The 12,873-nt window shown below is 66.8% G+C and carries 12 protein-coding genes; 7 read left to right on the plus strand and 5 right to left on the minus strand.

What is annotated here, in order from left to right; genetic code table 11:
- Nucleotides 1–47: 47 nt before the first annotated feature.
- On the minus strand, nt 48–608 hold the full coding sequence (locus tag IEX88_RS23415) for a DUF3291 domain-containing protein (protein ID WP_244640456.1): 561 nt from the start codon (nt 606–608) through the stop codon (nt 48–50).
- Nucleotides 609–797: 189 nt separating this feature from the next.
- Between IEX88_RS23415 and crcB the strand changes: the two genes are divergently transcribed.
- The 5 genes from crcB (at nt 798) to IEX88_RS23440 (ending at nt 5,769) form a co-directional block, all read left to right on the plus strand.
- Nucleotides 798–1,178: a fluoride efflux transporter CrcB gene (crcB, locus tag IEX88_RS23420; protein ID WP_188854907.1), complete on the plus strand. Its 381-nt coding sequence runs from the start codon at nt 798–800 to the stop codon at nt 1,176–1,178.
- 378 nt (nt 1,179–1,556) lie between these two features.
- A complete protein-coding gene (locus IEX88_RS23425) occupies nt 1,557–2,543 on the plus strand; it encodes an RluA family pseudouridine synthase (RefSeq protein WP_188854908.1) in 987 nt (328 codons plus the stop codon).
- Nucleotides 2,544–2,545: 2 nt separating this feature from the next.
- A complete protein-coding gene (locus tag IEX88_RS23430; RefSeq protein ID WP_188854909.1) occupies nt 2,546–3,244 on the plus strand; it encodes an HAD-IA family hydrolase in 699 nt (232 codons plus the stop codon).
- 133 nt (nt 3,245–3,377) lie between these two features.
- Nucleotides 3,378–4,151: an ATP12 family chaperone protein gene (locus IEX88_RS23435; RefSeq protein WP_188854910.1), complete on the plus strand. Its 774-nt coding sequence runs from the start codon at nt 3,378–3,380 to the stop codon at nt 4,149–4,151.
- Nucleotides 4,152–4,236: 85 nt separating this feature from the next.
- Nucleotides 4,237–5,769, plus strand: coding sequence for an acyl-CoA carboxylase subunit beta (locus tag IEX88_RS23440; RefSeq protein WP_188854911.1), 1,533 nt, complete (start codon nt 4,237–4,239; stop codon nt 5,767–5,769).
- 48 nt (nt 5,770–5,817) lie between these two features.
- Here the strand turns inward: IEX88_RS23440 and IEX88_RS23445 are convergent, their stop codons facing one another.
- The 4 genes from IEX88_RS23445 to IEX88_RS23460 form a co-directional block, all read right to left on the minus strand.
- The gene (locus IEX88_RS23445; protein WP_188854912.1) at nt 5,818–6,834 is read right to left on the minus strand and encodes a sensor domain-containing diguanylate cyclase; all 1,017 of its coding nucleotides are present in this window, start codon (nt 6,832–6,834) and stop codon (nt 5,818–5,820) included.
- A gap of 170 nt (nt 6,835–7,004) precedes the next feature.
- Nucleotides 7,005–7,790 (minus strand): molybdopterin-binding protein, encoded by a 786-nt coding sequence (locus IEX88_RS23450; protein WP_188854913.1) that lies wholly within the window; start codon nt 7,788–7,790, stop codon nt 7,005–7,007.
- Nucleotides 7,790–8,689 (minus strand): cytochrome b/b6 domain-containing protein, encoded by a 900-nt coding sequence (locus tag IEX88_RS23455; RefSeq protein WP_188854914.1) that lies wholly within the window; start codon nt 8,687–8,689, stop codon nt 7,790–7,792. Before IEX88_RS23455 ends, IEX88_RS23450 begins: the two co-directional genes overlap by 1 nt.
- 250 nt (nt 8,690–8,939) lie before the next feature.
- Nucleotides 8,940–9,383, minus strand: coding sequence for a YaiI/YqxD family protein (locus IEX88_RS23460; protein WP_188854915.1), 444 nt, complete (start codon nt 9,381–9,383; stop codon nt 8,940–8,942).
- A gap of 65 nt (nt 9,384–9,448) precedes the next feature.
- Between IEX88_RS23460 and IEX88_RS23465 the strand changes: the two genes are divergently transcribed.
- Nucleotides 9,449–10,402 carry a DMT family transporter gene (locus IEX88_RS23465; protein WP_188854916.1) on the plus strand — a complete coding sequence of 318 codons (954 nt, stop codon included), beginning with the start codon at nt 9,449–9,451 and terminating at the stop codon, nt 10,400–10,402.
- Nucleotides 10,403–10,610: 208 nt separating this feature from the next.
- Complete coding sequence (locus IEX88_RS23470; protein WP_188854917.1) at nt 10,611–12,617, plus strand: acetyl-CoA carboxylase biotin carboxylase subunit; 2,007 nt, start codon at nt 10,611–10,613, stop codon at nt 12,615–12,617.
- Nucleotides 12,618–12,873 lie beyond the last annotated feature (256 nt).

Raw genomic sequence — 12,873 nt, forward strand, 5'->3', positions numbered from 1 at the left:
TTGCAGGGTCCCGTCGCCGCGGCAGAGGTCCGACATCGTCCCGGCGATCAGCTGCCCGCAAACATCCCCGCTTGGGCGGTCTTGTTGTCTTGGCGCTTGCGCAGGACGGCAGCTCGATCGACGACGACCGGATTTCCTGCCGCGTCGAACGCATGCTTGAAGTCGAACGCATGGGCGGTCGGCCCGGTCTTGTGCAGGGCTTCGAACCGCTCGACGCCCTCGGCCCAGTCCGGGACATGATCGGCGGTGACCCACCACAAAACGTAGCGTGGCCAGTCGCCTTGCACGAACCATTCGCGCGCTCGGCCCAGGGTTTCGGCGTGGATGCCGTCATAGGCGAAGGCCATGGGGGAGGCGAGGTCCTGCCAGAGCGACAGCGTCGAGGGCGCCCAGCCGTCGCCATTGTCGACGTAAAAGCGCGGAAAGACCTGCGTGCCCCAGCTCGGCGGGCCCGGTTCGTCGGGATAGCCGGACCGGGCGATGAAGCCGCCGCTCGCCTCGACGGCGCGCAGGTTCGGGTCGTTCCGGTCGTGGAAGCCGCGATTGGCCGGATCGTCCGAGGGGCGACGAAACATGCCGAAATTGTACAGGGCCAGGCGAGAGGCCATGAGTACAGCGTCCCCGATGACAACCGATGGCAAGAGAGAAACATGCACCATGACGGGTTGCAAGGCCCGAAGGCTTGTCCGGGAAGCTCCTCGATCAGCGCGCTTGGCTGTCTCCACAGAGGCCGGCGCCTTTACCGTCGGCGCGGTTTCCGGCTAGGAACGGGCTCGCCCGGATCAGGCAGTCAGCGAATGCTTAAGCAAATACTTCTCGTCGCCGCCGGCGGTGCCGCCGGTTCGGCCCTGCGTCATCTCGTCGTCGTCGGCTGCACGCGGCTTCTCGGTCTCGGTTTTCCCTGGGGGACGATGGCCGTGAACATCGCCGGCTCCTTTGCCATGGGCGTTCTGATCGAGCTCCTGGCGCGCCGCTTCGACATGTCGATGGAACTGCGCCTCCTGCTCGCCACCGGCTTTCTCGGCGGCTTCACGACCTTTTCCAGTTTTTCGCTCGATGCCGTCGGGCTCTTCGAGCGCGGGTCGTCGGTGCTCGCGCTGGCCTATGTGGTCGGCTCGGTGCTGGCCGGCATCGCCGCTTTGGTGGCGGGACTCTCGCTGGTTCGTGCCCTGGCCTGAGTGTTTGGGGCAGGGCGCGTGACGGGCTGGTTCACCGTCTGGCGAACGAGATCGATGTGCGGCGTTACAAGCCCGCCGCGAATGTGGTACGAGCAGGCCTGGTACCGGCCCTGCTCTCTTCGTTTCTGTTGGGCGTTTACGCCGTCGCCGACAGATTGAAGTCTGTGCCCTGTCGAAGGGAAGAGGACCGACCGTCGCTCCGCGAAGTCGAAGAAGCGCCCGACGCGGTATGCGGGGCTTCGGCGCCGCGCCGGCGGTCGCCCTCTTCCGGGCTTCAGCTTCCCCGATGAAGAAGACTTGATGTTCGGCGTCGCCGACAGTCTCCCGGCCATGCCGGCTGGCCCCGGGCCAGCGGACCAATAAGGAGTTCGCCCAGATATGGCGATCATCGAACAAAAGCGCGTCGAAGACGACGAAGCTGGCCTGCGGCTCGACCGCTGGTTCAAGATCCACTATCCCGGCCTCGGCTTCACGCATCTGCAGAAGCTGCTGCGTTCCGGGCAGATCCGGGTCGATGGCGGCCGGGTGAAGTCCGATACGCGGATCGCGCCGGGCCAGATGGTGCGCGTGCCGCCGATCGGCACGGATGCGGCCCGTGCCAAGGGCGCGCCGCTGACCACCAATCTCATGAAGGGCCGGCAGGACGGCGACGTCCTCTCGCAGATGCTGATCTACGAGGACGAGAAGGTGCTCGTCTTCAACAAGCCGGCGGGTCTCGCCGTGCAGGGCGGCTCGGGCGTTGCCCGGCATGTCGACGACATGCTGGAAGCCTGGCGCAACAAGAGGGGCGAAAAGCCCCGGCTCGTGCACCGGCTCGACCGCGACACCTCCGGCGTCCTCGTCGTCGCCCGCACCCGCGGCGCGGCCTCGTTCCTGACCAAGATGTTCCGTGAGCGCGACACGACGAAGACCTACTGGGCGATCGTGAAGGGCGTGCCGAACCCGAAGGAGGGGCGGATCTCGACCTATCTCGTCAAGGAAGAGACGCAGGACGGCGACCGCATGCGCGTCGGCAAGCATGGCGAACATGGCGCCGACCACGCGCTGACGCATTACCGCGTCGTCGACCAGGCGGCGCAGAATTTCGCCTGGATCGAGTTCGAGCCCTATACCGGCCGCACCCACCAGCTCCGCGTCCACGCGTTGCATATCGGCCACCCGATCATCGGCGACCCGAAGTATTTCGACGCCGATACCAACTGGGACTTCCCCGGCGGCGTGCAGAAGCGGCTGCATCTGCATGCCCGGCGCATCCGCATTCCGCATCCCGATGGCGGCGTGATCGAGCAGATGGCGCCGCTGCCGCCGCACATGGTGCAGACGTGGAATCTCTTCGGCTTCGACGAAGCCGAGACCGGGGACTGACCATGAAGCTCGTTCTCTTCGATTGCGACGGCACGTTGGCCGACAGTTTTGGGCTGATCTGCGAGGCCATGCGCCGCACCTTTGCCGCGCACGATCTGCCGGTGCCGGGCGATGCAGCGACGCAGGCGATCATCGGCCTGTCCCTGGATTCGGCGATCCTGCGGCTCTATCCGGAATGCCCGCCGAAATTGCTGCCGTTGCTGGTCGCCGCCTACCGCCTGAATTTCCGCGCCGCGCGCGAGGATGCCGCGTTTCGCGAGACGCTGTTTGCCGGCATCCCCGCATTGCTCGCGGACCTCAGCGGTCGCGAGACGCTGCGACTCGGCCTCGTCACCGGCAAGACGCGGCGCGGCGTCGACGCGGTTGTCGCCACGCATGGTCTGGAAGGCGTGTTCCTGGCCATCCGCACCGCCGACGACTGCCCGTCCAAGCCGCATCCGGCCATGGTGCTGGAATGCTGCGAGGCGCTCGGCGTCGATCCGGCCGAGACGCTGGTCGTGGGCGACGCCGTCTTCGACATGCAGATGGCGGTGGCCGCGGGCGCTTCGGCACTCGGCGTCGCCTGGGGAGCGAGTGCGCCCTTGGCGCTGTCGCAGGCCGGGGCCTACGAGGTCGCTGCCGATGTCGCCGAGATGGGCACGCTGATCGACGGCTGGCTGGCCGGCGAGACTCTTTCCGCCCGCGCCCCGGTCCTCGCCTGACGGCCGCGCGTCCCTGACACGTCGGACGGCGGCCGGTAATGTCCGCCGCCTCCGCCCCCTGTTTTACGCGTGACGCCTTGCGAAAGCCGGCCTTCCCGCTTCGGGATCACGCTCACACCCGACGAGATCCGCCATGTCCTCGCTGAATCGCCCGGAACTTCCCAAGCGCTTCTACACCGCCGTCTCGGTCGTCGCCGCGGAAGGCGGCGGCTTTACCGTCGAGCTGGACGGGCGCGGCCTGCGCACGCCGCTGCGGCGCAAGCTCGTGGTGCCGACGCGAGCGCTGGCCACGCTTCTCGCCGGCGAATGGGAGGCGCAGAAGGAGCGGATCGATCCCGCGACCATGCCGCTGACCCGGCTCGCCAACACCGTGATCGACGGCATCGCGGATGATCCCCAGGCCGTCCGTGCCGATCTCGCCGGCTATATTGAGACCGACATGCTGTTCTACCGCGCCGGCTATCCCGACCGCCTGGTCGAGCGCCAGCGTGCCGCCTGGGACCCGGTCCTCGCGGAGGCCGAGCGGCGCATCGGCGCCCGCTTCGTCCTCGCGGAGGGCGTCATGCACGTCGCCCAGTCGCCGGAGGCGATCACCGCGTTTCGCCGGCGCATCGAGACGGTCGAGAATCCCTTCGCGATCGCCGCGCTCCACCAAATGACCACGCTGACCGGCTCGGCCCTCCTGCCGCTGGCGGTTGCCGAGGGCTGGATCGATGCGGCGGCGGCGTGGGCTGCGGCGCATGTCGATGAGGACTGGAACATCGAGCTCTGGGGCAGCGATGTCGAAGCGGAGGCCCGCCGCGCGGCGCGCTATGGCGACATGCGCGCCGCCGACGTGTTGCTGCGGGCGCTGGCGCCGGAGGACGGCGGGGCCGGGCGCGGGCAGGACCCCGACGCGGCGGACTAACGTCTCCGCCTTCCGTCGGATTTCCGGGCCTTGACGGCACGTGCTAGACCCGGCGGCAAGGGCAGGATTGCGGGAGGCGCAGGGCATGAAGGACGTCATCGTCGAACTCGAACGGCGACGGGGGCTCGCCCGCGCCGGCGGCGGTGCCGCCCGTGTCGCCGCCCAGCACGCCAAGGGCAAGCTCACCGCGCGCGAACGCCTCGCCGTGTTTCTCGACGAAGGGTCGTTCGAGGAATTCGACATGTTCGTCCAGCACCGCTCCACCGATTTCGGCATGGAGGATCAGAAGGTCTATGGCGACGGCGTCGTCACCGGCTGGGGCACCGTGAACGGCCGCACCGTCTTCGTCTTCGCCAAGGATTTCACCGTGTTCGGCGGCTCGCTGTCGGAGGCGCATGCCGAAAAGGTGCAGAAGGTCCAGGACATGGCGCTGCGCAACCGCGCGCCGATCATCGGCTTCTACGATGCCGGCGGGGCCCGCATCCAGGAGGGCGTCGCCGCGCTCGGCGGCTATGCCGAGATCTTTCAGCGCAACGTGCTCGCCTCCGGCGTCATTCCGCAGATTTCGGTGATCATGGGGCCCTGCGCCGGCGGCGACGTCTATTCGCCGGCGATGACCGACTTCATCTTCATGGTCCGCGACACGTCCTACATGTTCGTCACCGGCCCCGACGTGGTGAAGACCGTCACCAACGAGACGGTGACGGCAGAGGAACTCGGCGGTGCCTCCGTCCACACGACGAGATCCTCGATCGCCGACGGCGCCTACGACAACGACGTCGAGGCGCTCCTGTCCATGCGCCGGCTGATCGACCTGCTGCCGGCCTCGAACACCTCGCCCGTGCCGGAACTGGCTTTTTCCCAGTCGGTCACCGACATGGACATGTCGCTCGACACGCTGGTGCCGGACAGCGCCAACAAGCCCTATGACATGAAGGAACTCGTCCGCAAGACGGTGGATGAGGGTGATTTCTTCGAAATCCAGGCGGCGTTTGCCCGCAACATCGTCACCGGCTTCGGCCGCATCGAGGGCCGGACGGTCGGCATCGTCGCCAATCAGCCGATGGTGCTCGCCGGCGTTCTCGATTCGGACGCGTCACGCAAGGCGGCGCGGTTCGTGCGCTTCTGCGACTGCTTCTCGATCCCCGTCGTCACCTTCGTCGACGTCCCCGGCTTCCTGCCGGGAACCGCGCAGGAATATGGCGGCCTGATCAAGCACGGGGCGAAGCTCCTGTTCGCCTATGCCGAGGCGACGGTGCCGAAGGTGACGGTGATCACCCGCAAGGCCTTTGGCGGCGCCTATGACGTGATGGCCTCCAAGCACCTGCGTGGCGACGTCAACTATGCCTGGCCTTCGGCGCAGATCGCGGTCATGGGGGCGCGCGGAGCCGCCGAGATCATCCATCGCCGCGACGCCAAGGACCCCGACAAGATCGCCGCGCATGCCAAGGCCTACGAGGAGCGGTTCCTGTCACCCTTCGTCGCGGCGGAGCGGGGCTATGTCGACGAGGTGATCATGCCGCACTCGACGCGCCGCCGCGTCTCGCGGGCGCTGGCCATGCTGCGCAACAAGGATCTCGAGAACCCCTGGAAGAAGCACGACAACATCCCGCTGTAGACCTGCACGCCGCGAAGGCGGCTGTAGGGATTGCGGACGGCCTGTCACCTATGCCGACATCAGCGCCTCGACCTGCGGGGCCCTGGCCCGCTCCGCGACGACCACACGGTTCCGGCCCTGGCGCTTGGCATTGTAGAGGGCGGCGTCGGCCGTCGCGATTAGACTGTCGGGCGAGGTCATGTCGGTGCCGAGGCTTGCGGCGCCGATGCTGACCGTCAGGACTTTCGGGTCGATGCCGGGATGGGGCAGGGCCGTCGCCCCCATGATCTCCAGGATGCGTTCGCCGACACTGGCTGCGCCATCCAGGTCGGTGCCCGGAAGCACGGCCGCGAACTCCTCGCCGCCGTAGCGGGCGACGAAATCGGTCGAGCGCAGCATCGCGCCGGACAGCAGCGACGCCGTCCGTTTCAGGCACTCGTCGCCGTTCTGGTGGCCGAGCACGTCGTTGTACTGCTTGAAGTGGTCGATATCGATCATCAGCAGCGACAGCGGCCGGTCGTCGCGCATGGCGCGGTGCCATTCCTGCTGCAGGAACTGGTCGAAGTAGCGCCGATTCGGAATGCCGGTCAGGCCGTCCTGGCTGGCCAACGCCTCCAGCGCCATCTGCGCCTCCTTCTGGACAGTGATGTCGCGCAGCGTCTCGACGACCGCCAGGAGCTCCCCGGTTTCGCTGAAGATCGGCCCGGCGTCGAAGGCGAGGTAGCGCCGCTGGCCGCAGGCATTGGGCGGCTCGCACCAGTTCTCGGCCGACAGGCCGGTATCGCCGAAGGATTTTCCGCGATTGACGCTGTAGAGGGAATCGATCGAGTCCGACCGTTCACGCAATACGAGATCGGCGAGGCAGGGACGCTTGCGCCGGTACAGTCCGCGCCAGTGATCCTTCGTGCCGACGACCTGTGCGGCGGCCAGCCCCGTCAGCCGCTCGCAGGCAAGGTTCCAGATGATGCAGGTGCCCGATGCGTCGAGGACGAAGGTCGGGACGACGAGGTGCTCCATCAGCTGGATGGCGAAGATCTGCGGGTGCTCGGTGACGTTGTGGGATGAGGAAAGCTGCTTGGCACCCATAGTGACGATCCCCTTGCCCGATGTTCAGCGAGGATGCTCCGTCAAAACCATTAACAATGGGTTCTGTGAAACCACTAAAACACTGTTCCGCGTAGACTATCCGTTTGCATTCCGAAGCGGCAGGAACGGCGATTGACGTGTTTGATCAGGTGACTAACGACATTGTGCAACTAGATTCCGGCGAACCAGTCATAGCCGTTGTCTTCCCAATAGCCGCCATTGCCTAGGCCGTGACCGTCGAGCCTGTCCGTCAGTTCGATGCCTGAAATGTATTTTGCCATTTTGTAGCCGAGCTGGCGCTCAACCCGGACGCGAAGCGGCGCCCCGTTGGCGATCGGCAGCGACCGGCCGTTCAGGCCGTAGGCGAGGATGGTCTGCGGGTGGCGGGCGTCGGCGAGGTCGATAGATTCGTAGTAGGGCACGAGCCCGCCGCGACCGTTGCCGTAGCTGTCCATGCACGAGAACACGACGAACCGCGCCTGGCTCTTCACCCTGGCGGCTTCGAGCAGGGCGGACAGCGGCGTGCCGGTCCACTGCGCGATGCAGCTCCACCCCTCGACGCAGTCGTGCCGGGTGATCTGCGTGCGCGACGGCATGTTGCGGATCTCGTCCATCGACAGGCTGAGGCGCTGTTCGACGAGCCCCGTGACCTCCAAGCGGTAGTCGGAAAAGTCCTTGGCGACATGGGCGAGGTAGTTGGCGTCCTGCGGATTGGTCGTGCCGTTCGGCCGCTGCGCCTGGCGAATTTCGCTCTCGGGAAACTCCTGCGCCAGGCTGTCCGAGCTCAGCAAGAGACGCTGGACCCGGTAGGTCAACGAATTGGCGATCTCGAGCACGTTGCGCACCGTGCCGTCGCGCTGGCCGGCGGCATCGAAGCAGCCCGACAGCGGCAGGGCGGCGGCAGAGACGGTGGCGCCGGTCAGAAAACGGCGACGGGAGATGTCCAGCTTGCGCATCACTTCGACTCCGGTTGCACGTCCGCCGTTGCTTCGGCTGGCTCCGGTTCCGCGCCCGGATCGGTGCGGTACCAGCCGGTGATGATGGAGCGGATTTCGTTGAGCGGCCCGGCGGCAAGGACCATGACGAGATGAACGACGAAGAAGGCGACGAGCGCCAGCATCGTCAGGAAATGGATGGTGCGGGCCGTCTGCCGGCCGCCGAACAGATCGGCCAGCCACGGCGCCATCGCATTGACGCCCGGCGACATGCACAGGCCGGTGATGATGATGAGGGGCAGGGCGACGAACAGCACCGAGGCATAGGAGAGTTTCTGCAGCACGTTGTAGTCGCGCCCATGCGAAAAGCGCAGCCGGGCGTGATCGGCGATATCAGGCCCGATGCGGCGGATGTCGGCCGGCTTGGGCAGGATGTCGCGGCGCAGGTGGCCGTTGATCAGGCTGGCGACGAGCCAGCCGATGAGCGTGACCACCAGGAGCCAGGCGAAGAAGAAGTGCACGACGCGGCCGGAACCGAGATCGCGGTATGACGGGATCGTCATCCAGCCCGGAAAGCTCTTGCCCTGCAGGCTGCCATTGACCCAGATCGCCCCCAGCCATCCCGTCGTGTCGAAGCGATGGCCGAAGATCTCGGTGAAGCCGCGCATCGTCGCGCCTTCGAAGGCGGCGCCGATGGTGAAGAAGGAATTGTCGAAGGAAAAGCCCGATTGCCGGCCGATATAGAGGTCGGGCCGCGCCATGAAGATCTGCAGGCCCGACAGCAGCAGGAAAAACAGGCAGATGACCCAGAGCCAGTGGGTGATGCGGGTCGGCAGCCTCTGCCGGTAGATCAGCGGACCCTGGCCCGCCTTCGCGGCATTTCCGGATTTCAGGCCGAATCTGGTTTTCAACCCGATCATCGGTGCGGTTCCCTCTGCGACACGACCGTCCCGACTGTTTCGTCGGACGCGCAGCGTGCAGATCAATGGGCTTTGGAGCGAAGTGACGTCAAGTCGTTCTTCGGCCGAAAGTCCCTGAAAGCTCTGACGATTTTGTGCGAGATAGACATGTAACCTTTGTAATCGCGCAGCGAACAGTCAGGCCGGCCAGACACTCGCGACAGGCCCTTGCCCCCGCGGTCCGCCGCTCGCGCGGCAGCCGCCTGACCGCCTACCGCAGCGCCCGGAGGTTGCGCTCCAGACTCTGGCGAAAGCGGGAGCGGTCGGCGGGCGCAAAGCTCTTGTTGTAGCCCTTGCTCTCGCCGGTTTCGCGCAGATGCTGCTGGAAGGCGCGCATCGACAGCGCCGTGCCGATCGATTCCGGCGTGAAGTCGCGTCCGTTCGAATTGAGCACCTTGGCGCCCTTTTCGAGCGCCCGGGCGGCGAGGGGAATGTCCGAGGTCACGACGACGTCGCCGGCGAGCACCGCCTCGACGATCCAGTCGTCCGCCGCGTCCGCGCCGTCGGCGACCGTCACCATCCGCGCGCCGGGATAGCGCGAGGGGCGCATGCCGCCATTGGAGACAAAGACGCAGGCGACGGAGTGCCGGCCGGCGATTTCCAGCGCCTCGTCTTTCACGGGGCAGGCGTCGGCGTCGATGTAGAGGGTCGTCACGGCATAGCCTCCTGAAGTTCCCTGTCGTCATAGCCGCCGCCCGGCCGATCTGCCATGGTCGGGGCATGTCGACCCCCGTCTCCGCCATCATTCTCACCGACAACATTCGCCGCGGCATCGGGCTGATGGTGCTCGGGGCGCTGCTCGTCCCGGGCCTCGATGCGGCCGCCAAGCTGCTCGGCGGCCGCCACGGCCTGCCCACCGGCGAGATCGCGCTGCTGCGTTTCGTTCTGCAGTGCCTGATGGTGCTGCCGTTTCTCGTCGTGCTGGAGGGGTGGCGGAGCCTGAGGATTCGGCATGTCCGTCTCAACCTCCTGCGCGGTGCCTTGCTGGGGGTCGCCAGTTTCCTGTTCTTCCTGGCCCTGAAATCGATGCCGCTCGCCGACGCCACCGCCATCTTCTTCGTCGAGCCGATGATCGTCACGCTGCTCTCGGCGCTCTTTTTGAAGGAAAGCGTCGGCTGGCGGCGAATCGCGGCGGTGCTTGTCGGCTTTGTCGGCGCGCTGATCGTCATCCGCCCGAATTTTCTCGCGCTCGGGCTGGTGGCGACGCTGCCGCTGATGACGGCCGCGCTCGTCGCGGTCTATCTCATTCTCAGCCGGCACCTCGCTGCCCGGACGCCGCCGCTGGCGATGCATTTCTACGCCGGCATCGGCGGCTCCCTGGTCATGCTCGCCGCCTGCCTCGGGGGCATGGCCATCGGCATGCCGGAGATGGACCTCGTCGTGCCGCGCGGGACGGCCGTCTGGGGTCTGCTCGTGATCATGGGGCTTTTCGCCACCGTCGGCCATCTGCTCTTCGTCCAGGCCTATCGCTACGCCCCCGCCTCGCTGCTGGCGCCCTTCAGCTATTTCGAGATCGTGTCCGCGACCATCCTCGGCCTCGCTCTGTTCGGCGACATGCCAGATCTCGGCAAAGCCAGTGGCATCGCGATCATCGTCGCCTCCGGCGTTTACATCGTCTGGCGCGAGAACAGCCTGGCCCGGCGCCCGCCCGTGCGCCCGCTGGATCGGACCTGAGGGCACTCGGCTTGCCGCTTTAAGGTTCAAAGGTCTAGGGGATTTTTGTCATCTTTCAGATGAACCTGTTCATCCGGTTTCGCAGGTCGAGAAGCGTCCTCCGGCAGCCGTTTGGCGTGTCAGCCCGCGATAGGCCGCCTTTCGTCGTGCTTGCGGGACCATCTCCGGCGCGCCAAGACAGAAAACAAAAGTGCCGGGGGGATGCCTGATGTTCAAAAAAATCCTGATCGCCAATCGTGGCGAGATCGCCTGCCGCGTCATCAAGACCGCGCGTCGAATGGGCATCGCCACGGTCGCTGTCTATTCCGAGGCGGACCGCGGCGCCGTGCACGTCGAGATGGCCGACGAGGCGGTGGCCATCGGCCCCTCCGCCGCTTCCGATAGCTATCTCGTGCCGGAGAAGATCCTGGCGGCCTGCCGGGCGACGGGGGCGGAGGCCGTGCATCCGGGTTATGGCTTCCTGTCCGAGCGCGCCAGCTTCTGCGAGATGCTGGAGGCGGAGGGCATCGTCTTCATCGGGCCGAAGCCGCGGGCCATCCGCGCCATGGGCGACAAGATCCAGTCGAAGCTCTTTGCCAAGGCGGCAGGCGTCAGCATCGTGCCCGGCCATCTCGGCATCATCGAGGATGCCGACGAGGCGGTGCGCATCGCCGCCGGCATCGGCTATCCCGTGATGATCAAGGCGTCCGCCGGCGGCGGCGGCAAGGGCATGCGCATCGCATACAACGAGGCGGAGTGCCGGGACGGCTTCGAGCGGGCTCGGTCGGAGGCGCAGTCTTCCTTCGGCGACGACCGGCTGTTCGTCGAAAAATTCATCGTCGACCCCCGCCACATCGAAATCCAGGTCCTGGCCGACGCGCATGGCAACGCCATCCACCTCGGCGAGCGGGAATGCTCCATCCAGCGCCGCAACCAGAAGGTCGTCGAGGAGGCGCCGTCGCCCTTCCTCGACGCTGCGACCCGTGCCGCGATGGGCGCCGAGGCCGTCGCGCTGGCCCGGGCGGTGGACTATCAGAGCGCCGGCACGGTCGAGTTCATCGTCGACGCCGACCGGAATTTCTATTTCCTCGAGATGAACACGCGGCTGCAGGTCGAGCATCCCGTCACCGAGCTCGTCACCGGCGTCGACCTCGTCGAGCAAATGCTGCGCATCGCCGCCGGCGAGCCGCTGGCCATCGCGCAAGGCGACGTCGTCCTCGACGGCTGGGCGGTGGAGAGCCGGATCTATGCCGAGGATCCGTTCCGCTCCTTCCTGCCGTCGATCGGCCGGCTCACCCGCTACCGTCCGCCGGCCGAGGGACCACTGGGAACAGCGACGGTGCGCAACGACACGGGCGTCACCGAGGGCTCGGAGATCTCGATGTTCTACGATCCGATGATCGCCAAGCTCTGCACGCACGCCGCCACGAGGGCGGAGGCGATCGCGGCCATGGGCGCGGCGCTGTCGCGCTTCGAGATCGACGGCATCGAGCACAACATTCCCTTTCTCGCCGCGCTGATGCGCCATCCGCGCTGGCAGGAGGGACGCCTGTCCACCGCCTTCATCGCCGAGGAGTTTCCCAACGGCTTCGAACGACCGGTGGCGAGCGAGGCGCTGCAGCAGCGCGCGGCGCTGATCGCCACCGCCACCGAGCTCGCCCGCCACCAGCGGCTCGACCGCCATGTCGACCGGCTCCGGCCGCACGGCGGTCAGATCGCACGGGACTGGGAGGCCAAGGTCGACGGCGCCTATTGGGCGGTGACCCTGGAGCGCTGGGACGTCGAGCGCGGCGAAATGGATCTGAGGGTCGGCGGGACGACGTCCGTCGTCGCCAGCCGCTACCATCCGGGCGAAGCGAGCTTTTCGGGCACCATCGACGGCACGGACGTCTTCGTGCAGCTGCGCGACCGGCCGAACGGCGTCGCTCTGTTTCTGGACGGGCTCTGGTTCGAGGCGCGCGTCATGTCGCCGGCGGTCGCTGCGCTCGACCGGTTGATGCTGGAGAGAGTACCGGCCGACACCTCGCGCCTGCTCCTCTGCCCGATGCCGGGCCTCGTCGTCTCCATCGCCGTCGTGGCGGGGCAGGCGGTCAAGGCCGGGGAGACCCTGGCGGTGGTCGAGGCGATGAAGATGGAGAACGTGCTGCGGGCCGAGCGCGATCTCGTCGTCGCCGGCATCGACGCCGTTCCGGGCGACAGCCTCGCCGTCGACGCCGTGATCATGACGTTCGAATAGGCTACGCCAGCACGGAACGTGCAGCCTGGGTGCGCAATCGCCGGGACGGTAGCGTCGAGGCGGTTTTCACCGCGGAGGACGATCCTGTCGAGGAAATCCTCCAAAGCGTCTGGCGGGGGGCGCGCGGGGCTGCAGGCAACGTTCCTCTTCGCGAGGCGGGGCAATGCTCGAATCGCTCAGAGGGTGGAGCTGTTCAAGTGGGAATCCGAGAACGGTTGCGGACCGTGCCCGGACATAGCCGACAAATCTCCGTTCC

Origin of the sequence: Aureimonas glaciei (genome assembly GCF_014643375.1) — a bacterium.
Lineage (GTDB): Bacteria > Pseudomonadota > Alphaproteobacteria > Rhizobiales > Rhizobiaceae > Plantimonas > Plantimonas glaciei.

Coding starts and splice junctions, on each gene's coding strand:
- IEX88_RS23415 (WP_244640456.1), bottom strand. CDS start 608: ATGGCCTCTCGCCTGGCCCTGTACAATTTCGGCATGTTTCGTCGCCCC.
- crcB (WP_188854907.1), top strand. CDS start 798: ATGCTTAAGCAAATACTTCTCGTCGCCGCCGGCGGTGCCGCCGGTTCG.
- IEX88_RS23425 (WP_188854908.1), top strand. CDS start 1,557: ATGGCGATCATCGAACAAAAGCGCGTCGAAGACGACGAAGCTGGCCTG.
- IEX88_RS23430 (WP_188854909.1), top strand. CDS start 2,546: ATGAAGCTCGTTCTCTTCGATTGCGACGGCACGTTGGCCGACAGTTTT.
- IEX88_RS23435 (WP_188854910.1), top strand. CDS start 3,378: ATGTCCTCGCTGAATCGCCCGGAACTTCCCAAGCGCTTCTACACCGCC.
- IEX88_RS23440 (WP_188854911.1), top strand. CDS start 4,237: ATGAAGGACGTCATCGTCGAACTCGAACGGCGACGGGGGCTCGCCCGC.
- IEX88_RS23445 (WP_188854912.1), bottom strand. CDS start 6,834: ATGGGTGCCAAGCAGCTTTCCTCATCCCACAACGTCACCGAGCACCCG.
- IEX88_RS23450 (WP_188854913.1), bottom strand. CDS start 7,790: ATGCGCAAGCTGGACATCTCCCGTCGCCGTTTTCTGACCGGCGCCACC.
- IEX88_RS23455 (WP_188854914.1), bottom strand. CDS start 8,689: ATGATCGGGTTGAAAACCAGATTCGGCCTGAAATCCGGAAATGCCGCG.
- IEX88_RS23465 (WP_188854916.1), top strand. CDS start 9,449: ATGTCGACCCCCGTCTCCGCCATCATTCTCACCGACAACATTCGCCGC.
- IEX88_RS23470 (WP_188854917.1), top strand. CDS start 10,611: ATGTTCAAAAAAATCCTGATCGCCAATCGTGGCGAGATCGCCTGCCGC.